Raw genomic sequence first — 25,676 nt, forward strand, 5'->3', positions numbered from 1 at the left:
AAACAACAAAGCCACTCTTATGAGTGGCCTTGTGCTTAATATTTCAAGTTCTGAGGAGGTAATTTCAAAAAGCCCTGATAGGGTTCTGCATTAACCGAAAGAAGCCCAGATAACCGTTGCTACCAAGATTGGGCACACAAACTTCACATACATTGGCCAAACCTTACCAAACCAACCAAGCTGAAAATCAGGACAACCTTGCTCAAGCTCTTTCACTTTTGAAGCTCGGCTCCACACCCAACCACCAAACACACAGAACATCAGTGCAGCGACAGGTTGAAGATACTGAGTTGCAATCATCGCTACCATGCCAAACATCGCAGCAAAGTTGTAAACAATCACCACACTAAACAGCGCGATAGCACCACCAATCACCCAGCTTGTTGGCGTTCGTCTAGTATTGAAACGCTCACTCACTAGCGCTACAGGGCCTTCAAGCATCGAGATAGAAGAAGTCAGTGCAGCAATCGTTAGTAGTAAGAAGAACACAATCGCAAAGATCTGACCAAGCACACCTAAACTATCAAACATCAACGGCAAAACCGTGAATACTAGCGTGTCAGAGCTTAATAGTGAGCCGTCTTCAGCGTAGATTTGAACGCCTTTTTGCATCGCAACAAACATTGCTGGCATCACCACTAGGCCAGCAATAAAAGCCACTGCAGTATCAACAAGCGTCACGTTCATCGCCATTTTTGGCAGGTTCTCTTTCTTGCTTAAGTAAGAGCCATAAACCAACATAGAGCAACCACCAATGGTGAGTGAGAAGAAGCCCTGTCCCATTGCCGCCAGAATCAGTTTTCTATCCCACACTTTCTCAAAGTCTGGAACAAGGTAATGTTTTAGGCCTTCCATCGCGCCAGATTGCGTCATGATGTAAACAAACAATAAGCCAAATAAAACAAACAGCGCAGGCATCAAACGAGTCGACCATTTCTCGATGCCTTGCTTAACACCACCCTGCACAATCAAGATAGTCAGTACATAGAACGCGACGGTACCAAACACGTTGCGCTCAACACTGAAGCCTTTAAACCAATCAGCAATCGCTTCTAGACCGATAAGATCAGCGACTGCACCAATTAGGAAGCAGATCAACCAACCACCAACAATACTGTAAAACGCCAACACAGCGCTTGGTACACTCAGTCCAATCCAACCGACAAACTCACCGACTTTCTTACCCAAAGGGTTTGTCGTCAAAGATCGCATGCTATCAACTGGGTTTGCTTGGCCATGACGGCCGATAGCCATCTCTACCACCAACATTGGGAAAGCAACCACGAAGATCATGATCAAATAGACCAAAAGGAAAGCACCGCCACCGTTGCTGGCAACTTGAGTCGGGAAGCCCCAAATATTACCCAAGCCAACCGCTGCACCAGCCGCTGCTAAAATAAAGCCTAAACGAGAGCTAAAGTGCTCTCTTGAAGAGGAAGATTGTTGGTCCATATCGCCCGCATTAAAAATCAGTGAACTAGTTGAGAAGTACAGTAATAAAAAGCAATGATAGGCACAACTAATAAATGAACAATTCTCTGATTTTTACAATCAATGCGCTATTTAGAACCACAAAATTAACAAATAACCAGTCTTATCGTTCAATTAGAAGCAACAAAGCGAAGTGGAAGGCTTGAGAAGGAAATGGATTAAATAGAGATAAATACTCGCCGTGTGGTTCCATTTATACAAACAAAAAGAGCACCAACTGGTGCTCTTGCTATTCCTACGTCGATCCAGATTAGATCGTAAAGACTTGATAGTCTTTTAGGTTCGGAATGATTTCATGCAACTCTTGCTCTTGTTCCGCCATCTCATCAAGAGAATCACAGAACTCATTCGCTTCTTCTTGTACTTGTTGAGAGTGTTCTTTCATTCGCTCTTCAACTTTTAATTTTAATTCAGCCATGCTGTCAGCCAATTCAGTCAGGTTTAGGCCACCGTCTTGTTTCATTTTTTCTGACATCGCATTAAAAGCACTAGAGATAAATTCTTGGTTAAAGATTTCTTTCGCCTTCTCAAAATCTTCAGACCAGCCATTGGCCATCGAATCAAAGCTTTCTGCTGGTAACACTAATTCGCCATCGTTGTAGTAACGCGCTTCCAGTTCTGCAAAGTAGGTTTTCATTGATTCTTTTACATTATCAAATGACTCAGGTGAATCCAGGCTAGCCGCGATATCATCAATCACGTCATTGGCTAACGCTAAGCTATCGTTGGCCATTTGTTTCGCTCGAGGTAAGTACTCACTCATGTTTTCGCGGTATTTCTCAATCGCCGCTTGTTGGTCGGCATCAAGCTCTACCCTCTCACCATGGATATAGAGATCGTTGTTATCATCAAAAACGGCCGTATCACCATTCACTTGATGGATTTCGACTTTTTGATCATCGATTCGTAGTTCATTCTTCAAATCAACTCGACACTGAGCAGCAAACGTTGGCAGGCTCACAACAGCGATAACCGCTGTTAGTGATGCAATTAATACATAGTTTTTCATAACATCCTCTCATCAATCTGACAGATTACTATACCCTTGGTATATACTTCTTTGTCAGAGAAACGTTTAATATCGACTAATCAACTAGTTAGTCGATAGAGATAACTTCGTAGCAAAACTGTTTATCAGCGACCTTAAATTCAATCTCATCGCCAACTTCTTTACCCATTAGAGCCTGACCGAAAGGTGCATTTGCCGTCACAATAGCTACCTCATTCTCATTCCACGTGACAGAAAGTCCGCCGACTCTCGGCCCCATAAAGAAATGTTTATATTGATCATACTCGTCTATGACCACAACATAACTGCTCACTGTAATCTTCTCACTATCACGCAGCACTAAGTTGCGATAACACTGAATGTCGTCCTCACACTCTTGCACCCTCACCGCTTGGCCATGGGCGAGATATGAAGCTTCTAGTGCCAATGTATCGTACTTATGCTCAGGCACTGTCTCTTCATCTGTCGCAGCATCAATCGCGCGTTGAGTAGCAGATTGTGCGATACGTAATCGGGATTCGAGTTGCTCTATGATTATTTGGCGAAGCTCAGACTTATTCATACTATTGGGGTGCTTTTCTATAGGAGCTACAGAATAGAATTAGGTACAATCAGGTGCAAGACATTTGATTCATCAAGCGACGCTATCATGAATAGACGCCCGCTTTAGCATCAATACGACACTTAATAACTCAGGTAGAACATAAATGATTGAGCAGAAGCTAAAACAAGTATTCGGATTCGACTCACTGCGTAATGGGCAAAAGCAAGTCATTGATAATGTTCTATCTGGTCACTCGACTGCCGCGATATTCCCGACAGGCTCAGGTAAATCGCTGTGCTATCAATTACCAGCATTAGAGTTGCCGCACTTAACATTGGTGATATCACCACTGTTAGCTTTAATGAAAGACCAACTCGCTTTCCTGCACAGTAAAGGCATTAGCGCAGCCGCAATCGAGTCAAGCCAAGACAGGCAAACCACACAACAGGTTATGCAGTCGGTACGTAACGGTGATACCAAGATCCTCATGATCTCCGTTGAGCGCTTGAAGAACGAACGCTTTCGCCAGTTTATCTCCCAAGTACCAATCTCACTGCTTGTGGTCGATGAAGCTCACTGTATTTCAGAATGGGGACACAACTTCAGACCAGATTACCTGAAGCTTCCTCAATACCAAAAGCAGCTCAATATTCCTCAGGTTCTGCTACTGACAGCCACTGCGACCACATCGGTTATCCAAGATATGAAGTCAAAGTTTGAAATTGATGAGGAGCGCGTTGTGGTTACGGGCTTCTATCGTCAAAACCTCGATCTGTCGATTCAACCTTGTGAACAAACCAGCAAGTTAGAAACCTTGTGCAATGTGGTTAACCAAGCTTCTCTCGCTCCTACTATTGTTTATGTCACACTCCAACAAACAGCAGAGATGGTAGCTCAGCAACTTCGTAACGCTGGCGTTAATGCAGTGGCTTACCATGCGGGTCTCAAGCCTGAAAATAGAGATGCTATTCAACATCAATTCATGAATGATGAAGTGAGTTGTATCGTGGCAACCATTGCGTTTGGTATGGGCGTGGATAAGTCCAATATTCGCCGAGTTATTCACTTTGACTTACCAAAATCGATCGAAAACTACTCGCAAGAGATCGGCAGGGCTGGTCGAGATGGGCAAGCGTCTGAATGTATTCTACTCGCTAACAAACATGGTTTGAGCACACTCGAGAACTTCGTTTTTGGTGATACGCCAGACAACATATCGATCCAAGCGGTATTAAAAGAGATTTACGAAAGTCAAAACATTGGCGCTTCAGGCTCGAATCAATGGGAGCTCATGCTTAATCAACTATCACGTGAATCCAACATTCGTCAGTTACCGCTAAAAACACTGTTGGTATATCTGGAAATTGAAGGCGTGATTGAACCCAAGTACAGCTACTTCGCAGACTACAAATTTAAGTTCATTCGTCCAAAACAACAAATCACCGAACAGTTCCAAAATGAACGCCGTCAGTTTGTAGAAGCGATCTTCCAATGTTCACCTCAGGCAAGAGTGTGGTGCCAAGTCGACTTCGATGCGCTTTGGACACACTTCCAAGCCGATCGTCAGCGTGTGATTGCGGCTATCGACTACTTCAATGAACAAGGTTGGATTGAACTGGAAAGCAAGCAGATCACCGATGTCTACGCGATCCACAATACCTCTGAAGATATGATGCAACTGTCAGAACGCCTCACTGAGTTATTTAAAGCAAAAGAGCACAGTGAGATAAACCGCCTTAACCAAATGCTGAACTTCTTTGAGGCGGATACTTGCCTAAGCTCACGCCTTGCGAGTTATTTTGCCGATGACAAAGCACCAACAAACTGCGGTCACTGCTCTGTATGTAGAGGAGAAGTGGCAATCTTACCAACCGTTGATGTTGACCCTGTCGATGATGAGACGGTGATGACATGGATACATGAGTTCATTTCCAACAGCCAACAACTGATTACCGACGAGGCGATTACTCGCTTCTTATGTGGAATCGCCACCCCGCTTTCAACCAAACTGAAAGCCAGTAAAATGGTTGGTTACGGCAAGCTAGAGCAGCAACCGTTCAGTGATACCTTAGCGCGAGTTAAACAGCTTCCTAGATAACCTAATTTCCATATTTAGGTAAAAACCGGCTAGGCTGTAAAGTCTAGTCGGTACTCAAACACCAACACTTCAAGTCACCTCTAAGCCTAAACTCTCAACGCCTTTCCCTAAAAGAAACTCAGCTGACGCATTTGGTCTTTGGGTTGCAGCATTACGCTTAAACCAAGCAGGCGTATTTCTCGTCCCTGTTGTCTTTTCAGTATTTCACTTAGCAGTTCTTTGAAGTGTTCACGATCGAGAGAGGCGTGGATGTGTTCAATCGTGGTTTGTTGAAAGTCGGCGAACTTGAGCTTAATGCCCTGCTTGATGATCGCTTTGCTTGGGCTGGCTTTTTCTAAGCGAGTTTCGAGTTCAGGAAATAGCTTGTCTTCGATTACCTGCCAACATTCAGCGTAAGTTGAAATATTTTGAGTGAAGGTGCGCTCTACGCCTACCGATTTTTGCTCGCGCTCGATGATAACTTCTCGATCATCAATGCCATGACTGCGCTTCCAGAGTGATGCACCTTGACGGCCAAACTTGAGTAGGAGGTCTCGATAGTCAGACTCTTTAATATCCTTACAAGTAAAGAAACCTGCTTGATGCAGCTTTTCAATGCTCACCTTGCCAACACCGGGAATCTTTTCAAGCGGCAGCTCATCAATCACTGATTGTACGTCTTGTGGAGGGATAACAAACTGACCATTGGGCTTATTCAGATCCGAGGCCACTTTCGCCAAGAATTTAATCGGCGCAATTCCTGCAGACGCTGTCAGGTTCAGTTCGTTCCAGATATCACGGCGAATCGACTCAGCAATCAGAGTGGCCGAACCATGGCACTGCTTAGAATCGGTGACATCAAGGAAAGCTTCATCCAAGGAAAGAGGCTCAATGATCGATGTGTATCGAGAGAAGATTTCGCGGATCTTTTTAGATATCTCGACATAGACCGACATTCTTCCCGGCACAACCAATAGATTAGGACAAAGCTGTAGGGCTTTTCCGGTCGGCATTGCAGAGCGAACACCAAACTTGCGGGCTTCGTAATTACAGGTGCTCAAAACACCGCGTTGCTTTTCATGCCCACCAACAGCTAACGGGCGATTTCGGTAAGCAGGGTTATCACGCATTTCTACAGCCGCGTAAAAACAATCCATATCAACATGAATTATTTTTCTTACTTTCTCTTCACCCGCGCTACACATCTAGAAATTACTCGACCTTACAACTGTATCTATAAACAGTATAATCCAATTATTATCAGATTTAAAACGATCTCGAGTCCAGCTAAAGAGGTTTCGCTTCAATAGCCATGAGCTCTTCTGATACTATTGTTAACGAGTATTTAGTCTATAAGTAGGGATCGCTTGTGAGTGAAAAAATACTAGTGGTGGAAGATAGCCGAGCATTCCGCAACTACCTGTACCAACAGCTTAAAAATAGCGGTTATGAGGTAGCAGTTGCTGAATCGATTGCAGAAGCAAAAAACATATTGGAACAAGAGACGGATTTCTTGTGTTCCGTATTGGATTACTGCTTACCTGACGGGCAAGACGGTGAGATCATTGACCTCGTCTTAGGCTACCAACAGAAAATCATTGTCCTGACCGGGATGTTTGACAATCAACTGCGAGAGCAAGTCCTAGCCAAAGGCGTTATCGATTACATACTTAAAGACAGTATGTCATCAGTAAGCTACCTACTCCCTCTGGTTCAAAGAATTTCGAATAATCGCCACCACAAAGCATTGGTTGTCGATGATTCAGCAGTCGTTCGCCGTTACATAGCTCAACTTCTAGAACACCAATATATCCAAACTATCCAAGCCGAAGATGGCGAACAAGCATTAAAGCTTCTTCATAACGATCCCGATATTACATTCGTTGTTACAGACCATGATATGCCGAAGAAAGACGGTATAGCGATGATCCGTGAGATTCGACGTGATCACGACAGAAACCAGCTGGCCATTCTAGGTCTATCGGGCAGCGATGACCGCACCATGACAGCGCGATTCCTTAAAGCGGGGGCTAACGACTTCCTTTACAAGCCTTTTAACCAAGAAGAGTTTTTCTGCCGAATCCATCAACTGCTTGATATGAAAGAAGCAGCCAATGAGCTGTTTCGACATGCCAACGAGGATGCTCTTACTGGCTTATGGAATCGTCGCTACCTGTTCAATCATCCTTGTAAAGGCTGCGATCAACGAAACATCGCGATGATGGATATCGACTTCTTTAAGAAAGTGAATGATACCTTTGGCCACGATGGTGGTGATGCTGTGCTGATCGATGTAGGGAAAATCATCAAAGATCATTTCAAAGACGATGTCGCTGTGCGCTTCGGTGGTGAAGAGTTTTGTATTCAGTCATGCGGTGCATTTGAGAGCTTTGTTGACAACTTAGAGTCCATGAGAGAAGCCATTGAAAGCCATGTTGTTGAGCATGACTCTCAAAGAATCAAGGTCAGTATCAGTATCGGCGTAACCGATTTAGACGCGAAGCTAGATGAGCAGATCAAAGCCGCTGATGAGCTTCTTTATACGGCAAAAGAGCAAGGTAGAAACCAGCTAGTGTTTGCGCGTAACAGCATGCAAATCGAACAATAGTCATTCGCTTTTGTTTCCATTTTTAGTATGCCAAGATTAATTGCTATACTTCAAAACTAAAAAAGCTCAAGACGGTAATCTTGAGCTTTTCAATTTAAGGGCATAGATAACTCTACCCCTAATGACTGTCACCAATTAAGCGATACGGTCTTTACTCCAAGCCGCTTCTTTTTGTTGACGCTCAGCCAGCTTCTCTTCACGGTAAGCTTCACGTGCTTCACGCTTCTTACGCGCGTCACAAGGTTCAGGGCAGTTACATACTTTATCAATACCAACAGCACCCAAACCGCCACAGCTACCTTTCACAACTTTCTTTTGGATAATGTAGCCAATTGACATCGCTGCGATTACTGCAAGAAAAACACCAAATGTAATCAGAAATGTATTCATAATTATCTCGCTTACCTTATTTACCTAAGTATGGCTTAAATGCTTCAGAAGCAATTTCTTTAAAGCCATCTGCTGTTTTTACCACCATGAACACTGGGATGTTATGTTGGTTTGCGACTTCCATTCCTTTTTCCTCACCTAAGACCATAAGGCCAGTAGATAAGCCGTCTGCAGTCATTGAAGACGGGTTTAAAACAGTCACAGAAACCACTTTATGATGAAGAGGCTTTCCTGTTTCTGGGTTGATGATGTGTGAGTAACGAACACCATCACGCTCAAAATAGTTGCGGTAGTCACCAGACGTTGCGATCGCCATATCACCGGGTTCGATGATCTCTTGAATGTTGCGCTCGTCAATACTTGGCTTTTCGATGGCAATACGCCAGCCTACGCTTTCGCGGTTTAGGCCTTTCAAACGGATTTCACCGCCGACTTCTACCATGTAGTTATGAATACCAATGGAATCAAGGTAGTCAGCAACAACATCAACGCCCCAACCTTTTGCAATAGTTGACAGGTCGACATACAAATTAGGCAAGTCTTTAGTTAGCTTGTTGCCTTCAACGCTCAAGTGGTGAATACCAACTTTAGCTTTACGAGCAGCAAGCTCTTCATCTGATGGAACCACTTCCGGACGCGCTTCAGGACCAAAACCCCAAAGATTAACTAATGGACCAACCGTAACGTCCAACGCTCCTTCAGTAAGACCGTTCAAACGAATCGCTTCTTTCACAACGATAGCGGTTTGTTCAGAGACTTCGAATGCGTCCGCGCCTTTATGTTGGTTGAAACGGCTCAGCTCTGAATCTTCACGGTAAGTCGACATTTGATCATTCACTTCTTCAAGTAGACGATCGATCTCAGTATGAACTTCATTAGACTCAGGAAATTCATCACCATTGATGTATTTAATATTGTAACTGGTGCCCATAGTCGGGCCACTTAAGTGTACTTGCTCTCTTGCCTGCTCACAGCCCGCAAGAAAAATCAAAGAAGTTAATGCAACAAGCCAAATTCTCACTTGCTTACTCCTGTCTAATGTTGAGGATTTATATAAGGAAAAATAAGAGTAAAAAAATAGGTATTTTGAATGCCTTACTCTTTCTTATATAAGCCAGTATGTTGTCAAAAATAGTCTTAGAAAAACAAATGGCTGACTCGTGAGAGTCAGCCATAATATCAATCACTTAAATGGATTAACCACCGAAGTCATCTAGTAGGATGTTTTCATCTTCTACACCAAGATCTTTCAGCATGCCGATAACAGCCGCGTTCATCATTGGTGGACCACACATGTAGTACTCACAGTCTTCAGGAGCTTCGTGATCCTTCAGGTAGTTTTCGTACAATACGTTGTGGATGAAACCTGTGTAACCGTCCCAGTTGTCCTCTGGTTGAGGATCAGACAGAGCACAGTGCCACACGAAGTTCTCGTTTGCAGCCGCTAGGCCATCGAAATCTTCAATGTAGAACATCTCACGCTTAGAACGTGCACCGTACCAGTAAGACATCTTACGAGTAGAGTTAAGACGCTTAAGTTGGTCGAAGATATGTGAACGCATTGGCGCCATACCTGCACCACCACCGATGAATACCATTTCATTGTCTGTGTCTTTAGCAAAGAACTCACCAAATGGACCAGAAATAGTACATTTGTCGCCTTCTTTAAGAGACCAGATGTATGAAGACATCACACCAGGAGCTACGTCAGGGTTGTTTGGCGGCGGAGTTGCGATACGCACGTTAAGCTTGATGATGCCTTTCTCTTCTGGGTATGAAGCCATAGAGTAAGCACGGATCGAATGCTCTTTAACGATAGACTCGTAACGGAACAAGTTGAACTTATCCCAGTCACCACGGTATTCCTCAGGAATATCGTAATCTGCGTATTTCACGTGGTGTGGTTCAGCTTCAATCTGAATATAACCACCCGCGCGGAACGGAACTTCTTCACCTTCAGGGATCGCTAGAGCAAGTTCTTTGATGAAAGTAGCTTCGTTGTTATTCGAGATAACAGTACATTCCCACTTTTTAACACCAAAGATATCTTCGTCTAGTTCAATCTCCATGTCAGTTTTCATAGCAACTTGACATGCAAGACGTTCGCCTTCGCGAGCTTCACCTTTTGTGATGTGATCAAGTTCAGTCGGAAGGATGTCGCCACCACCAGACTTAACTTTTACACGACACTGACCACAAGAGCCACCGCCACCACAAGCAGAAGATACGAAGATACCAGCGCCAGCTAGGGCACCAAGTAGCTTGCTACCAGGTTGAGTAACGATCGCCTTTTCAGGGTCGCCGTTTACAGCAATAGTGATGTCACCTGATGGTACTAGCTTAGACTTAGCGAAAAGAATCACTAGTACTAGAGCCAATACAATAATGGTAAACATCGCTACGCCAAGAATAATGCTTTGCATTTGTTATTCCTTATTACTGGGTGCTTACCCTACAGTTGAACACCAGAGAAAGACATAAAGCCTAACGCCATCAGACCAACAGTAATGAACGTGATACCAAGGCCACGAAGACCTGGAGGTACGTCAGAGTACTTCATCTTCTCACGGATACCCGCAAGAGCAACGATAGCTAACATCCAACCCACACCAGAACCGAAGCCGTAAACAACAGATTCAGCAAAGTTGTAGTCACGAGTTACCATGAAAGATACACCACCAAAGATTGCACAGTTAACTGTGATCAGTGGAAGGAAGATACCTAGTGCGTTGTACAAAGGTGGGAAGAAACGGTCTAGAACCATCTCTAGGATTTGTACAAGTGCCGCGATAACACCGATGAATGCGATGAAGTTAAGGAAACTTAAATCGACACCTTCAACAAGCGCGTTTTCTTTCAGGATGTGTGTGTAAACAAGGTTGTTTACAGGAACAGCGATTGTAAGTACTACAACTACCGCAACACCAAGACCAAAAGAAGTTTTAACTTTCTTAGATACCGCTAGGAATGTACACATACCTAGGAAGAAAGAAAGCGCCATGTTTTCGATGAAAATCGATTTAACTAGCAGACTAATATAATGTTCCATGACTACCTTACCCCTTCGCTTCTACTTGTTCTGGTTTGAACACACGAATTGCCCAAATCAAGAAACCAATTAGGAAGAATGCAGAAGGTGCTAGAAGCATCAAGCCGTTTGGCTGATACCAACCACCGTTGCTCACTAGAGGTAGTACTTCCATACCAAATAGTTTGCCAGAGCCTAGAAGCTCACGGAAGAAACCAACAGTGATAAGAACGAAACCGTAACCAAGACCGTTACCAAGACCATCAATTAGAGATGGGATTGGCGCAGACTTCATTGCGAATGCTTCAGCACGACCCATTACAATACAGTTAGTAATGATTAGGCCTACGAATACAGATAGCTGCTTAGAGATATCGTATAGGTATGCTTTAAGCACTTGGTCTACCACGATTACTAATGATGCGATAATTGCCATCTGAACGATGATACGCACACTGTTAGGAATGTGGTTACGGATCAAAGAAACGAAGAAGTTAGACAGAGCAGTAACAAACATTACCGCGATAGTCATAACAAATGCTGTTTCTAGCTTAGTGGTTACCGCAAGAGCAGAACACACACCAAGAACCTGTAGCGCGATTGGGTTGTTGTCCAACACTGGCGCTAAGATGCTCTTTTTAATTTCTTTTGCACTAGACATTAGTTCAGACCTCCGTCACGAACTTTTGCTAGGAACGGACCAAAGCCCATATCACCTAACCAGAAGTCAAATGTATGTTGAACACCAACGCTAGTCAGTGTTGCACCAGAAAGGCCATCTACACCGTGCTCAGAACCTTGAGGAGCGCCACCTTTAACAACCTGAATAGCAGGTTTGTGGTTTTCGTCGAATAATTTCTTACCAACGAATTGAGCGCGCCAAGTTGGGTTCTCAACTTCACCACCAAGTCCAGGAGTTTCACCTTGCTCGTAGTAAGTGATACCAGAAACTGTGTTGCCATCAGTTTCTACCGCAACGAATGCGTACATCATTGACCATAGACCGTTACCGTGAACAGGGATGATAACTTTAGAAGTTTCAGCGCCATCTTTCACAAGGTATACAGTACCCGTGTTAGCACGACGAAGGATCTTAGCGATGTCATCTTCAGCTGAAAGCTTGATTGACTGAGCTGGATCTTTTGCCGCTTTACGTTGGTCGTATGCAGCAGCATCGCCGTCAACGAAATCGCCAGTAGCGAAATCAACTAGACGAGGTTCAATGTTCTCTGCGTACAGTTCAGGGATATTACCCGCAAGTTCAATGCCCGCAACTTCAAGGATCTTAGTTTGCTGATCCAGAACCGCGTTAGCTTGTTGCTTAGGTTTAAGAACAACTGCAGCTGTTGAAACGATGATTGAGCACACTAGGCTCAATGCGATAACAACAAACAGCGTCTTTTTAATGCTATCGTTATTACTTGCCATAGCGCGCTAGTCTCCGCTTAATGTTCTTCTCGATTACAACGTGGTCAAACAGAGGAGCAAATAGGTTTGCGAATAGAATCGCAAGCATCATGCCTTCTGGGTATGCAGGGTTAACTACACGAATCATTACACACATTGCGCCGATTAGGATGCCGTACCACCACTTACCTTTGTTGGTAAATGAAGCTGATACTGGGTCAGTCGCCATGAAGAACATACCGAATGCAAAGCCACCTAGAACTAGGTGCCAGTGCCAAGGCATGCTGAACATTGCGTTAGTATCAGAACCGATCACGTTAAACAGCGTAGACACAGCAATCATACCGATCATTACACCAGCAATGATGCGCCATGAAGCGATACGCATGTAAACAATCATCGCAGCACCGATCATAAGTGCTAGAGTCGATACTTCACCGATAGAACCTGGGATGTTACCAATGAATGCGTCCATCCAAGTGATTGCTTCACCAGATGTTACGTTCATTAGTGCGCTACCGCCGCCTTGAGCCCATTGGCTAAGAGCAGTTGCACCAGAGAAACCATCTGCAGCAGTCCAAACTACGTCACCTGAAATCTGTGCAGGGTATGCAAAGAATAGGAACGCACGACCAGCAAGTGCAGGGTTCAGGAAGTTACGACCCGTACCACCGAAGATCTCTTTAGCGACTACAACACCGAAGGTGATACCTAGTGCTGCTTGCCATAGAGGAAGTGTTGGCGGAACGATAAGCGCGAATAAGATAGAAGTAACAAAGAAACCTTCGTTTACTTCGTGCTTACGCACCATACAGAACAGAACTTCCCAGAAACCACCGACGATGAATACCGTTGCGTAGATAGGTAGGAAGTAAGTCGCACCAAGTAGCATCTTGCTGCCAACACCTGCATCGGCTCCTAAGGAGGCTCCAAGCATTTCGGTTAGCCAGTAGTGCCAGTTACCGCTGATAACAGATGCTAGTTCAGCGCCTGCGTACATATGGTTAAGTGCTGCGATAGCTTGTCCACCCGCGTTGTACATACCCCAGAACATTGCTGGGAATACCGCGAACCAAACCATGATCATGATACGTTTTAAATCAACGCTATCACGAACGTGCGAGCTTTTCTTTGTAATAAGACCTGGCGTGTAGAACACTGTCGCTGCTGCTTCGTAAAGCGCAAACCACTTCTCGTGTTTACCACCTGGCTCAAAATGATGCTCGATGTCTTCAAGAAACTTTTTAAGGCCCATGAAAATTACCCTTCCTTCTCAATCGTATCTAGGCATTCACGAAGTAGTTGACCGTACTCGTACTTACCTGGACATACAAAGGTACACAATGCTACATCTTCTTCGTCTAGCTCTAGCGCACCAAGTGCTTGAGCACTATCGATGTCGCCTGCACATAGATCACGAAGCAGCAATGTAGGTTCCATATCTAGAGGCATTACGCGCTCGTAGTTACCAATTGGAACCATTGAGCGGTCACTACCGTTTGTTGTCGTTGTCATGTTGAACAACTGACCTTTAAACAGGTGACCAAGGAATGAACGAGTAACAGAGAACTTGTTCTTACCAGGCATAGCCCAGCCGAATAGCTCTTTATCACGACCTTCACGTAGAACAGAAACTTGCTGATGGTAACGACCAAGGAAAGCATGTGGACCTGTTGCTTCAGTACCCGTAAGTACAGAACCAGAAATCACACGAACTTCGCCTGGCATTAACTCGCTGTCTGTCAACTCTTCAAGGCTAGCACCAATTTGAGTACGAACTAGACGTGGGTTGTTCACCACTGGACCAGCCAGAGAAACAACACGCTCAGAGTAAATCTCACCAGTAAGGAAAAGCTTACCGAATGCGATAACATCTTGGTAGTTAATGCTCCACGCTACATTTTGTGCATTTACCGGATATAGGTAATGCATATGCGTGCCTGCAAGACCTGCAGGGTGTGGGCCATCAAAAACATGTTCTTCAACGTTAGACTGAGCTGAACGAGGTAAGCTAGTACCTTTTTTACAAACGTACACTTTACCGTTAGTCAGAGTTGAAAGAAGATCTAAACCAGCAACGAAAGCATCAGACTGCTCGTTAATGATTAATTCTGGCTCAGCTGCTAGCGGATTAGTATCCATAGCAGTAACGAAAATAGCCTGAGTTTCAGAATCAACTGCTGGAACCTTGCTGAACGGACGAGTTCGCAAAGCGGTCCATGCGCCAGACTCAACTAACTGAGCTTTAACCGTTTCACGGTCAAGGCCTACTAGTTGGTTAGCTTCATAGCTATTGAACGTGATTTGCTCATTGCCTGCTACTTCAATCACTACTGATTGAAGAACACGCTTAGCACCACGGTTCACTTCAATAACTTTACCGCTTGCTGGAGAAGTAAATACAACACCTGGGTTCTTTTTATCTGCAAAAAGAACTTGGCCTTTCTTCACTTCATCACCAACGCGAGCATGCATCGTAGGACGCATACCAACGTACTCTTCGCCAAGCAAGGCGACTTTAGTGATGGACTTACCATCATTAATCACCTGGGATGGAGTTCCTGCGATAGGAAGATCCAAACCCTTCTTTATTGTAATCATACGCACTTGCACTACTTTATCGGGAAAAAGATTCTTTTAATTGCGTAAATTCGGGACGTTTTAAAATCGCCCTTAGACACGACATTACAGTGTCCGGTTTTGGTAAATTTGAGATACCAAAATCGCAACATTACATTAATAAACTCATCACAAAGATTATGTGAGATTTATCAGGTGCCGTATTCTAGCATTTTTTGACAACTTGATGCCATGACCAATAACTTGAATACCGCCTTTATTTGGTGAGATTTGAAGCATATGGACTCTCAAATATGTATAAATTTGACGAGCCGCACAGATAAAATGGCTTTTGAAACGTGTTTTAAACAAGAGATTAATACTCTGTCACAAACTATTATTTTACGAGTTATGTTGAAACACTGTTAATAAAAACATTACTCATTGTAGGTATTTTTAGTCGTTCAAATTGCCATCAGTTTGAGTGATATAACAACGAAAAACACATAGGTTTGGCGACAAAAAAGGCGGCATCACCACCTTTTGTCAACATGCTCGTTGTGTTACTTGCCACCACCCATACACATAGGGCTGTCTGGCACGTTATCGAGCTGCTTCATCCATTCATCTTTTGTATAAGTGTGAATGGACAGTGCGTGAATATTGTTCGCTAACTCTTCTGAAAGAGCTTTATTTACCGCTCGATGACGAGCAATAAGACGCAATCCTTCAAACACATCACTGACAACAATCACTTTAAAATGACTCTCAGAACCGGCCGGAACATTGTGCATATAGCTCTCATTAACCACGTTTAAATGACTTGGTGAAAACTCATTGTGCAATTTTGTTTCGATAACTTCTTGGATCATTGTGATTCCTTAATAACGTATTGGCATTATCCGTGGGGTCAGTATAAACCCTAACAGGTCGAGTGTCTGAGTATTTGATAGCGAATGGCATAGGTTTGGTTGAGTTTTTTCTATCTTGTTCAGCCTGCATTTGAGACAATATCTTTGTTATTTCTTACATAAGTATCTCAAGCAATGAAAACCGAACTTACCCTTCACGACAGAACTTTGACCTTACATCGTTTCCCGAAACGTTCAAATGAAACCCTTCAAGCTTGGGATGCGGGCGACGAATACCTGATCAGTCATGTCGAAGAGATGAACCTTGAACCTGGCAAACATATCCTGATCATGAACGACAGCTTCGGTGCCCTATCGACTTGGTTCTCGAAAGATCATGATGTCACTATGATGAGCGACTCATTTATCTCTCACCGTGGCGCCCTGAAAAACTTGCAGCGCAATCAAAGTAACCGAGTGAACTTCTTGAACACGATGGATGATATCCCACACGGTATCGATCTTGTGATCATGCAGCTGCCAAAAACAAATCGTCACCTAATCTGGCAATTGAGCCAGCTACGCCAAGCTTTGCCTGAAGGCTGCCAAGTGATCGGCGTCAACAAGGTAAAAGAGATTCACACCTCTACGCTTAACTTGTTCGAAAAATACCTAGGTGAAACCAAAACATCACTAGCGAAGAAAAAACACCGCTTAGTCTTCTCATCACCAAACTGCCAGCCGATTCAAACGGTAGAGCCTTTTGTTGAATGGGATGTAGACGGTGAAGATATCCGATTGAAAAATTTACCAAATGTTTACTCAGGGGAAGCACTCGATCAAGGCGCTCGCTATATGCTAGAGCACATCCCTCAAGATCCTGAGCTGCGTCATATCATCGATCTTGGCAGTGGCAACGGTGTATTGAGTGTAAAAGCAGGGCAATTGAACCCACAAGCTCGTATCACCTGTGTGGATGAAAGCTTTATGGCAGTGGAATCGGCGCGCCAAAACGTCAAGGATAACCTTGGTGAAGAAGGCAACTTCCAGTTCATCGCCAATAACTGTTTAGATGGCTTCAAGAAAAACAGCACCTACTTAGTAATGTGTAATCCTCCATTCCATCAGCAACAAGCGATTACGGATCACATTGCGTGGCAAATGTTCTGTGATGCAAAGCATGTTCTAAGCAATGGAGGCAAATTAATTGTTATTGGCAACCGACACCTCGGATACGATGTCAAACTAGCAAGACTATTTGGTGAAGCTAACGTTGAAACGCTTGAACTAAACCAAAAATTTGAGATATTACAAGCAACAAGAGAACCTGCGAATTTTAATAAATAAGCAGAAACGACTTCACAAGAATTTAAGATACCGAGCTTCTGGTGTGAATTTAGAAAGGATAAAGGAATGAAAAAACTGATTTTGGCTGCTTCTATTATGGCTTTGACAGCATGTTCAGCCCCTCAGCAAGAACAGATCAATGTAATGCCAGAAGCTTCACTAAGCTCAAGCAACCTTGTACAAGGCAAAACATACACACTAACCAGTAAAGATGTTCGTGCCGCTCAATATGTTGCATTGGTTGATAGTGGCCGTTCAAACATTCAGCCAATTCACGCTAAGCAAAACATGCGTATTTCTCTAGAAAACGCTGTTGCTCAACAGTTAGAGTCTCAAGGTTTTCGTGCAAGCGTAAACAGTGAAAACTCAATTGTTTTAGAAATTCAAGAAGCACTCGTTACCGTAGAACACACCATTATGGAAAACAAAATGGACGGTAAAGTAACGCTTGAAGTTACCGCGGAAACGCCTGAAGGCAAACTAGTTAAAACATTCAACGGTACTGCAACACGCACTGGTGCATTGAGCGCATCAAACGACGACATCTCTATGGTGCTTAATGACGTAATCAACTTGGTTCTTACTGAGATCGCTAACGACCAAGAGCTACAAACTTATATGAAGGAACGTTTCTAATGGGTCGTATTTTATCTTCTATCGCATTAATGCTAGTGAGTGTGAGCGTTTGGGCTGGTCCTAAAGTAAACGTGGAAACAACATTAGGCGACTTCACTATCGAGCTTAACCAAGAGCAAGCACCGGTTAGCGCGGAGAACTTCCTAAAATACGTGGCAGACGGCAGCTACGAAGGCACTATCTTCCACCGTGTTATTCCTGGCTTTATGGCGCAAGGTGGCGGCTTCGATCAAGAGATGAATCAACAAGCAACTTACGCTCCTATCAAGAATGAAGGCAGCAATGGCCTGAAAAACGATACAGCAACAATCGCTATGGCTCGTACTAATGCGCCAGATTCTGCAACTCGTCAGTTCTTCATTAACTTCTCTGATAATGATTTCTTGAACGCAAAAGGTGGTAACCCAGGCTACGCTGTATTCGGCAAAGTAACTGAAGGTTTTGATGTTGTTCAAAAGATGGCAACGATTCCAACCAAGCGAATGGGCCGCATGTCAGACATCCCAGTCGACCCAATCGTCATCACTAAAGTGACCCTTCTTAAGTAATCCAATCTAACGCCCTTATTTCTTAAGGGCGTTTTTCTCTACAAGGACGCCCTATGTCATCAGGCACTCCCTCTCTTTCTTGGATGCAGACTTTCCGCAGCTACCTTGATAAACGCCTACTTTGGGTGTTTATGCTCGGCTGTTCGAGCGGCTTCCCATGGGTTCTTATTGGATCCAACATGTCTGGCTGGCTAAAAGATGCAGGTTTAACGCGTGCGGCCATCGGCTACTTTGGTAGTGTGTTTGCTGTGTATGCGATTAACTTTCTATGGGCACCATTGGTAGACCGAGTAAAACTGCCGGTGCTTCACGCAATACTCGGCCAGCGCCGCAGTTGGATCTTTTTCTGCCAAACCATTGTTTTAATCGGTACCTTATTCATCGCAGGCGTCAATCCCGCAGAGAACTTGGCGTTTACTTCAATGTTGGCGCTCGCTATTGCCATTGCCTCAGCCACGCAAGACATCGCGATTGATGCATTTCGTATTGATACCTTCCCAAAATCCGAAGCATCAAAACTGCCGCAAGCTTCTGCAATGGCAGTGATGGGTTGGTGGACGGGGTATTCTCTACCAGGCTACCTTGCCTTTATTAACGCAGACTCAATCGGTTGGAATGGTGTGTATTACGGAATGGCAGGCGTCGTTGTCGTACTAATGCTGTTTACGCTTTTTGTCGGAGAGCCAAACACACAACGCGAAGCCCTGCAAGAACAAGCTCAGCAACGCCACAATAAGGTTATCGGTTCGAAAGTCGTGGCTTGGTTCAGTGTTACCGTGTTAGAACCGTTTTATGACTTCTTCAAACGAAACGGAGTTCAAGTTGCCATCACCCTACTGCTGTTCGTATTCCTATTTAAGATAGGTGAAGCCTTCCTAGGTCGTATGTCGATCACCTTCTATAAAGAGATAGGTTTTAGTAACGAACAGATCGGCCACTATTCGAAGTTAATTGGTTGGGGCGCAACCATATTCTTCACTTTGGTAGGCAGTGTCTTCAATGTGAAATTCGGTATTGTACGCGGACTGATGATTGGCGGTGTTGCAATGGCAGCCAGTAATCTAATGTTTGCTTGGATAGCTCAAACAGGCCCAAGTGAAACCTTGTTCTTGGCAACGATTATTGTCGATAACTTCACGACCGCCTTTTCGACAGTAGCCTTTGTCTCTTTCTTAACACTATTAACCGGGCAAGCTTTCTCAGCGACACAATATGCCTTACTCGCATCCTTGGGGAATTTCGGTCGAACAACACTGGCTTCATTTAGTGGTGAATTGGTCGATTACCTCAATGATTGGTCAACCTTCTTTATACTGACCGCACTTATGGTGATTCCAAGTTTGATCATGCTCTATTCGTTACGCCACTTTTTCACGGATTTATTAGAAAAAGCCAAAAACAACCAAGAATAAGAGTAAAAGAATACAAATAAGAAGAGGGTAGCATTGAGCTACCCTCTTCTACGTTCTGTCTTCAGATCTAGTCTGTTGTTTCACTGACAATTAGGTTAAAACCCGTACCCATCGAATCATCAATCGCCACGACTTGATACACCACACCATTAGCCAAAGTAGCCGGCGCTGAATCAATCGCCACAACCGATGGTTGTCCTGCCACCGTTATCGTCACATAGTAAGATCCCGCTGCCACATAAATGCCATTCGCATAATCTTTGAACTTCACATCACTTAACGCCGGAGTGCTACCAGAGATACCTACGTTTTCTGTTAAGTAGATGTCCACCGATGCCGCAATTGGGTTAGCAGCAGCGTGGGTAATGTTTAATACCGCACTGGTCGCCACCGGACGACGGTTCTCAGGAACAACCAAAGCTTCCAAATTCAGTGGGCTCACCGTCCCAACCGCATAGATGCTGTAATCCATGCCGGCAAATACAGTGACACCATCCGCATCAACCAATGCATTAGTTGTAGTGCCGTCAGCAAAGATGTCAATGTCATAACTTCCTGCAGCTAAATCGATAAATCCACGGATCTCTTTAAACATCAAATCAGCAAGAGGTGCAAATGCAGCTCCGTTCACAAATGGATCCACATCCGGCGCCCCATCAACTAAATGCCCCACTCTTACTTCTGCCGTTTCTGCCATATCGTAAATTAGAGAAGAACCACTACCATCCATCACCATCAACTTCACTGGAGATGCACTGTTTGAATCCGCTCTTGGCACCGCCGCAATAGTTAGCTCGCTACCGCCAGACAGAGTGATTTCTCCAGAGTCAAAAGCAATAGCATTGCCGCTCACGGTTTCTAATCTCACACGATATTGTCCTGCAGGAATATTGAGTACGTCAGTAAAATCTTTATAGCCCAGCGTACCAAGCGGAGCGCCCAATGGATCACTCGGCCCTGTCACATATAGGTTTACATCGCCGTTCCCGCAGCAGGTCGTGTAACAACCAAAGCCTCAACCGGGTTATTGGAACCGTCAGCATCGCCGACCACCATCACGGTGTAATCTAATTCACCGCTTAAATCGAATTGGCTTGGCGAAATAACAGTAGCAACAGCGTCACCTGGGAGTTGAACATCGACTTGAAGAGTTGTCTGCCCTTGATCTACTGAGGCGTATCCGGATGCCTGAGCATAATCGACACCGCTCCAACGCGCCTGACTATTGACTAAAACGTTAGCTAAAGGCGCATCAGGCGATGCATGTACAGCTTGTAGTTGAGTTGTTGGTTCATCGTCATCATCACACCCAACAATGAAAAGGGCTGATATCGCTATAGCGAGTACTGGTGAATATTTCATTGGTCTTCTCTCCAAAAAAGTTAAACCAGTTCGTCACACAAAAGATAGGCTCAGTAGAAAATCTTTAAACACTCTCTCAGTATTTAGTGCAGTGAACTGTCTCAATAATATCTGTGATTTGAAAAGTAATAAGGCCCACATTCCAAATTACTTATCACATGAGTTGTTCATCAATTGATTCCAACACCATTACGATGTTGGTCAAAAATAGATCAAAGGCTGGATTGTAAGACGGGTTGAATGAGTCATTTTTTAAGAGAAAACGCTTAGAAAGGAATACTGTTGATTTTGATATGCATGTCACTCTAATTAGTAGAATCGTTTGCTTAGAGCAGTATTTCACCTATTTATCCACAAAATAATCGAATTTCACAAAACCAATAGAATCAGAGGTGCATCAAGATGCATTTCCACCTTAAAGTTCCATCATTTAGATCATTAGTGTGATCAACCTCACCTTAATAATTGTGGTTTTCACTCTGTCTCACTTTTATTTGAGAACAAAATCGCTATTATGCTCGGCATTCGGACATCATAAACACGCACGGATTAGCGGGTTACTTATTTCAAACATAGAGAGTTCCATTATGCGTAAATCACTTTTAGCTCTTGGCGTAGTTGCAGCTGCAACAGCAATCCCTGCTCAGGCAGAATACTTATATGGCTTTGGTAGCATGTATGCTGATTACCAAGTTTGGGACCAAGGCTTTGGTAACGATGACGATAACTTCGGTGGCGACATCTCAGATCGTAACCAAGCTGTTATTGGTATCGAAGGCGGTGCTGCATTTGACTGGGGTCAAATCTACGGCTTCTACGACTACGAAGGTGTTGACCGTTCTGGTGATGATCGCGGAGCTTCAACTAAAGGTACTATCCACTACAACCTAATGGATACTAAAGTTAGCCTTTACGCACAAGTTTACAACACAGATACTGATGCTGGTTTCCATGAGCAAAACCGTGTTCTTGGTCTTGGCTATACTGGTCTAAGCGGCGACGGTTGGGCATTCACACCATTCATCGGTGCACACCAAATTAACTCTGGCGATATCAGCGGTTCTAACGGTGGTATGGCTGGTTGGGTTGGTTACTACAATACTGACATTGCTGGTCAAAACTTCACATTCTCTACTTGGGGTGAATACGAATTCGCTCGTAACGATGAGTACTCAGCAGTTCAAGGTGGTGACTACGGTCTAAACGGTAGCATCAACGCACTTTGGAACTTCCACCAAAACTGGTCAACAGGCGTACTTTACCGTTACACAGTAAACAAACTAGCACGTGAAGATTACCAAGATCTAATCATCTACCGTCTACAGTACAACTTCTAATCAAGTTAAATCTTTATTAGATAAAATGGCACCCTCGGGTGCCATTTTTTATTGCTTTCATTTAATGCCTCGCTATCCTTGCAGCATCACTTTCTTATCTCGGTATTGCTGTGAACATCACTATTGTTGGACCCGGAGCTATCGGCTCTTTATGGGCGATAAAACTGCTTAAAGCGGGTCATAATGTGTCTTTGTGGAGTCGCTCCCCTGAAACCTCAATTGACCTAACACTTGATAAGCAAGCTTCACTTTCCTTCAGCAATAACAATATCGAAAAGCTATCAGCGAGTGACTTAGTGATCTTCACAGTCAAGGCTTGGCAAGTAGAAGAAGCCACTACTCCGTTACTTCAATATCTCGACTCTGACACCATTCTCATGTTCATGCATAACGGAATGGGAGCGGTCGACAACATCGCCACCCAAATTAATGCTCACCCAATAGTATTGGCAACCACGACCCAAGCAGCATTCAAACCTGATCGTAATAGTGTATCTCACACAGGAATAGGCCAAACTCAATTGGGTGCTTTTAACCAAACGGGTCAGCAGTGCACGTTTTTAGTTGATGTGTTGGATAATGCTCTCCCCGCTGTGAGTTGGAACCCAGAGATAAAAACCGCGCTCTGGTCTAAACTCGCCATCAATTGTGCTATCAATCCACTTACTGGGTTGGAACAAATCAAGAATGGTGAACTTGCAGACCAAAGGTTTGAGGGTATTTTAAGTTCTATCGTTGAAGAGCTCACACAAGTTATGCAGGCCGAAGAGATCGCTTGTTCATTCGACGGATTAGAAGCAAGCGTCAAACAGGTCATCCAAGCCACAGCTCAAAACAACTCATCCATGAAGCAGGATATGTTTTACCAACGTAAAACAGAGATTGACTTCATCACTGGACACCTAATAAAAACAGCGCTTAAGCATCAGATAGAAGCTCCCGTTAACCAAAAGCTGTTCGAACAGGTCAAAAAGCAAGAAAATAGCTGGAATCATCAAGATTAGTCAGCAACGGTCAACAAGTCGCGATAAAATAACAATACCGCTAAGCGTAACGCTGGCACCAATTTCCAAGATTTTAGGTAAGAATAGATGCTTGATATCAATCACATCCGAGAGCAGTTTCCTGCGCTATCACAAACCATCAATCAACAACCATTGATTTACTTAGACAGCGCGGCAACGACACAAAAACCTCAGGTAGTTATTGATGCCATTAGCCAATATTACTCCAAACAAAATGCCAATGTTCACCGCGGTAGTCATAGTTTAACAGCGAACGCGACCAGTCAGTTTGAAGCAGCCAGAGATAAGGTCGCTCAGTTTATTGGAGCAAGCTCTTCAAAAGAGATCATCTGGACTCGCGGTGCCACCGAAGCGCTCAACCTAATTGCTCAAACCTACGCAAGAAGCACTCTTCAGCCAGGCGATGAGATCTTAGTGAGTGAAATGGAACATCACGCCAACATAGTGCCTTGGCAAATTGTTGCAGAACAAACCGGCGCTAAAGTCGTTAAAGTACCGATGACATCGGATTGTGAATTTGACCTCACTGCGTTTGATGCACTTTTAAACCAACAAACCAAGATTGTTGCATTAGCTCAGATAACCAACGTAACGGGTTCTCGTCAGCCGATTGAACAAGTCATCGAAAAAGCTCACAAGATGAATGCGGTTGTGGTGGTTGATGGCGCACAAGGCATCGTTCATGAATCGGTTGATGTTGCTGCTTTAGGTGCGGATTTCTACGTTTTCTCAGGTCATAAACTCTATGCCCCTGCGGGTATCGGTGTGCTTTACGGCAAGCTTGAACTTTTAGAAGCGATGCCCCCTTGGCATGGCGGTGGCAAAATGGTTGAGCGCGTCTCTTTCTCTGGCACTACTTTTTCAGAACTGCCTGGCAAATTCGAAGCGGGCACGCCAAATGTGGCAGGAGCCATAGCACTAAGCACCGCAATAGAATGGTTAAGTGGTTTTGTACAACAAGATGTCGAAAATCATATCCACCAGCTACAACACGAGACTTATCTTGCGCTCAATAAACTGGATGACATTCAGATTTTAGGGTATCAACCTAACGCAAGTGTGATTACTTTTGTGATGGATGGTGTTCACCATCAAGATATAGCGACTCTACTGGATCAGCAAGGTATCGCAGTACGTGCAGGACATCATTGTGCTCACCCATTAATGGATGCACTTAATGTGAAAGGCACAGTTCGAATTTCATTTGGTATTTACAACAACATGGATGACGTTGATAAGCTTACAGCTGCGATAGAAAAAGCCGTTGATATGCTTTAGGGAGTGGCGAGACTAAGTTAGAAATCGTCATTCCAGAACTGAGGAACGAAATATCTGGAATCTCTAATAGCAAACTATCCAAACGAGATTCCCTATTACGCTCCTTAGTCGCTTTAGGGGATGGCGAGACTCAATTAGCAGTCATCATTCCAGAGCTAAGGAACGAAGTATCTGGAACCTCAAATAGCAAACCATCCAAACGAGATTCCCTATTACGCTCCTTCGTCGCTTTAGGGAATGACGAAACACAGTTAGAATTCGTCATTCCAGAACTGAGGAACGAAGTATCTGGAATCTATTTAAAGCATTATGGTGAGAAAGTGTTAGGACAGTTACGAGTTAGCGAGGTTCTTAATTTGCTCAACAATCGCTTTTAATCCATTACCGCGAGACGGGCTTAGATGGGTAATTAGACCGATTTGTTCAAAATAACCATCAATATCGAACGCTTGAACCTGCTCTGATGTTTTTCCATCATACGCAGCCATTACTAATGCAATCAGACCGCGAACGATACGCGCATCAGAATCTGTACAAAAGTGCCAAACACCGTCGATATTCTGAGAAACCAACCACACTTGGCTTTCACAGCCAGAGACAATCACCTGCTCACTTTTCAGTTCATCAGGCATCGTTGGCAGTTTCTTACCCCATTGAATCACTTGGCGATAACGGTCTTCCCAGCCGCTGAATGTCTGCATCTTCGCGACAATATCATCACTGGTAATTTCAGTGCCGAATGGAGAGCTTGGGAATGTGGTCATTTT

23 protein-coding genes and 1 pseudogene are annotated in these 25,676 nt (G+C 44.1%); 9 read left to right on the forward strand and 15 right to left on the reverse strand.

From position 1 onward, the window contains the following. Positions 1-90: 90 nt before the first annotated feature. The 3 genes from OCV20_RS13000 to OCV20_RS13010 all read right to left on the reverse strand — a co-directional run bounded on the left by OCV20_RS13000 (position 91) and on the right by OCV20_RS13010 (position 3,062). Positions 91-1,452: a sodium-dependent transporter gene (locus OCV20_RS13000; RefSeq protein ID WP_048614238.1), complete on the reverse strand. Its 1,362-nt coding sequence runs from the start codon at positions 1,450-1,452 to the stop codon at positions 91-93. 289 nt (positions 1,453-1,741) lie between these two features. Further along, a complete protein-coding gene (locus OCV20_RS13005; RefSeq protein ID WP_086773651.1) occupies positions 1,742-2,500 on the reverse strand; it encodes a YggN family protein in 759 nt (252 codons plus the stop codon). A gap of 88 nt (positions 2,501-2,588) precedes the next feature. Beyond that, positions 2,589-3,062, reverse strand: a complete 474-nt coding sequence (locus OCV20_RS13010; RefSeq protein WP_050052877.1) for a GreA/GreB family elongation factor — start codon at positions 3,060-3,062, stop codon at positions 2,589-2,591. Positions 3,063-3,207: 145 nt separating this feature from the next. Here OCV20_RS13010 and OCV20_RS13015 point away from each other — a divergent pair, with 145 nt between their 5' ends. Then, positions 3,208-5,142, forward strand: coding sequence for a RecQ family ATP-dependent DNA helicase (locus tag OCV20_RS13015; RefSeq protein ID WP_086773652.1), 1,935 nt, complete (start codon positions 3,208-3,210; stop codon positions 5,140-5,142). Positions 5,143-5,249: 107 nt separating this feature from the next. On the opposite strand, the gene dinB is transcribed toward OCV20_RS13015, so the two are convergent. Beyond that, entirely contained in the window at positions 5,250-6,326 is a 1,077-nt protein-coding gene (gene dinB, locus OCV20_RS13020; RefSeq protein ID WP_086773653.1) for a DNA polymerase IV, read from the reverse strand. Between the two features lie 164 nt (positions 6,327-6,490). Here dinB and OCV20_RS13025 point away from each other — a divergent pair, with 164 nt between their 5' ends. Continuing rightward, positions 6,491-7,729: a GGDEF domain-containing response regulator gene (locus OCV20_RS13025; protein WP_086773654.1), complete on the forward strand. Its 1,239-nt coding sequence runs from the start codon at positions 6,491-6,493 to the stop codon at positions 7,727-7,729. Positions 7,730-7,864: 135 nt separating this feature from the next. Here OCV20_RS13025 and nqrM read toward each other — a convergent pair whose 3' ends face one another. From nqrM to bolA, 9 genes are all read right to left on the reverse strand, one after another. Next, positions 7,865-8,119, reverse strand: coding sequence for a (Na+)-NQR maturation NqrM (gene nqrM / locus OCV20_RS13030; RefSeq protein ID WP_009848378.1), 255 nt, complete (start codon positions 8,117-8,119; stop codon positions 7,865-7,867). 16 nt (positions 8,120-8,135) lie between these two features. Further along, positions 8,136-9,140 carry an FAD:protein FMN transferase gene (locus OCV20_RS13035; protein ID WP_048607978.1) on the reverse strand — a complete coding sequence of 335 codons (1,005 nt, stop codon included), beginning with the start codon at positions 9,138-9,140 and terminating at the stop codon, positions 8,136-8,138. A 175-nt stretch (positions 9,141-9,315) separates the two neighbouring features. After that, positions 9,316-10,542, reverse strand: a complete 1,227-nt coding sequence (nqrF, locus tag OCV20_RS13040) for an NADH:ubiquinone reductase (Na(+)-transporting) subunit F (protein WP_017631923.1) — start codon at positions 10,540-10,542, stop codon at positions 9,316-9,318. A gap of 29 nt (positions 10,543-10,571) precedes the next feature. Continuing rightward, the gene (gene nqrE / locus OCV20_RS13045; protein ID WP_009848375.1) at positions 10,572-11,168 is read right to left on the reverse strand and encodes an NADH:ubiquinone reductase (Na(+)-transporting) subunit E; all 597 of its coding nucleotides are present in this window, start codon (positions 11,166-11,168) and stop codon (positions 10,572-10,574) included. A gap of 7 nt (positions 11,169-11,175) precedes the next feature. Continuing rightward, positions 11,176-11,808, reverse strand: coding sequence for an NADH:ubiquinone reductase (Na(+)-transporting) subunit D (locus OCV20_RS13050; RefSeq protein ID WP_008223083.1), 633 nt, complete (start codon positions 11,806-11,808; stop codon positions 11,176-11,178). Then, positions 11,808-12,575, reverse strand: a complete 768-nt coding sequence (locus OCV20_RS13055) for a Na(+)-translocating NADH-quinone reductase subunit C (RefSeq protein WP_019823841.1) — start codon at positions 12,573-12,575, stop codon at positions 11,808-11,810. Before OCV20_RS13055 ends, OCV20_RS13050 begins: the two co-directional genes overlap by 1 nt. Next, positions 12,565-13,809 carry an NADH:ubiquinone reductase (Na(+)-transporting) subunit B gene (locus tag OCV20_RS13060; RefSeq protein ID WP_017067139.1) on the reverse strand — a complete coding sequence of 415 codons (1,245 nt, stop codon included), beginning with the start codon at positions 13,807-13,809 and terminating at the stop codon, positions 12,565-12,567. The genes OCV20_RS13055 and OCV20_RS13060 overlap by 11 nt, the downstream gene beginning before the upstream one ends. 5 nt (positions 13,810-13,814) lie before the next feature. Continuing rightward, positions 13,815-15,155, reverse strand: a complete 1,341-nt coding sequence (locus OCV20_RS13065; protein ID WP_019823845.1) for a Na(+)-translocating NADH-quinone reductase subunit A — start codon at positions 15,153-15,155, stop codon at positions 13,815-13,817. Between the two features lie 521 nt (positions 15,156-15,676). Next, entirely contained in the window at positions 15,677-15,985 is a 309-nt protein-coding gene (bolA, locus tag OCV20_RS13070; RefSeq protein WP_017064186.1) for a transcriptional regulator BolA, read from the reverse strand. A 174-nt stretch (positions 15,986-16,159) separates the two neighbouring features. Between bolA and OCV20_RS13075 the strand changes: the two genes are divergently transcribed. From OCV20_RS13075 to OCV20_RS13090, 4 genes are all read left to right on the forward strand, one after another. Further along, positions 16,160-17,311 carry a methyltransferase gene (locus OCV20_RS13075; protein WP_086773655.1) on the forward strand — a complete coding sequence of 384 codons (1,152 nt, stop codon included), beginning with the start codon at positions 16,160-16,162 and terminating at the stop codon, positions 17,309-17,311. Positions 17,312-17,377: 66 nt separating this feature from the next. Next, positions 17,378-17,947, forward strand: coding sequence for a YajG family lipoprotein (locus OCV20_RS13080; protein WP_017059907.1), 570 nt, complete (start codon positions 17,378-17,380; stop codon positions 17,945-17,947). Then, on the forward strand, positions 17,947-18,495 hold the full coding sequence (locus OCV20_RS13085; protein WP_019823852.1) for a peptidylprolyl isomerase: 549 nt from the start codon (positions 17,947-17,949) through the stop codon (positions 18,493-18,495). The genes OCV20_RS13080 and OCV20_RS13085 overlap by 1 nt, the downstream gene beginning before the upstream one ends. A gap of 53 nt (positions 18,496-18,548) precedes the next feature. Continuing rightward, complete coding sequence (locus OCV20_RS13090) at positions 18,549-19,907, forward strand: AmpG family muropeptide MFS transporter (RefSeq protein ID WP_050052883.1); 1,359 nt, start codon at positions 18,549-18,551, stop codon at positions 19,905-19,907. Positions 19,908-19,974: 67 nt separating this feature from the next. Here OCV20_RS13090 and OCV20_RS13095 read toward each other — a convergent pair. Continuing rightward, positions 19,975-21,269, reverse strand: a pseudogene (locus OCV20_RS13095) (DUF4397 domain-containing protein). 587 nt (positions 21,270-21,856) lie between these two features. On the opposite strand from OCV20_RS13095, the gene OCV20_RS13100 reads away from it, so the two are divergent. The 3 genes from OCV20_RS13100 (at position 21,857) to csdA (ending at position 24,909) form a co-directional block, all read left to right on the forward strand. Continuing rightward, positions 21,857-22,606, forward strand: coding sequence for an outer membrane protein OmpK (locus tag OCV20_RS13100; RefSeq protein WP_065104971.1), 750 nt, complete (start codon positions 21,857-21,859; stop codon positions 22,604-22,606). A gap of 110 nt (positions 22,607-22,716) precedes the next feature. Continuing rightward, a complete protein-coding gene (gene panE / locus OCV20_RS13105; protein ID WP_086773656.1) occupies positions 22,717-23,610 on the forward strand; it encodes a 2-dehydropantoate 2-reductase in 894 nt (297 codons plus the stop codon). 87 nt (positions 23,611-23,697) lie between these two features. After that, positions 23,698-24,909, forward strand: a complete 1,212-nt coding sequence (gene csdA / locus OCV20_RS13110) for a cysteine desulfurase CsdA (protein WP_086773657.1) — start codon at positions 23,698-23,700, stop codon at positions 24,907-24,909. A gap of 332 nt (positions 24,910-25,241) precedes the next feature. Here csdA and csdE read toward each other — a convergent pair whose 3' ends face one another. Further along, positions 25,242-25,673: a cysteine desulfurase sulfur acceptor subunit CsdE gene (gene csdE, locus OCV20_RS13115; protein WP_086773658.1), complete on the reverse strand. Its 432-nt coding sequence runs from the start codon at positions 25,671-25,673 to the stop codon at positions 25,242-25,244. Between the last annotated feature and the right edge of the window lie 3 nt (positions 25,674-25,676).

It is taken from the genome of Vibrio coralliirubri, assembly GCF_024347375.1.
Lineage (GTDB): Bacteria > Pseudomonadota > Gammaproteobacteria > Enterobacterales > Vibrionaceae > Vibrio > Vibrio coralliirubri.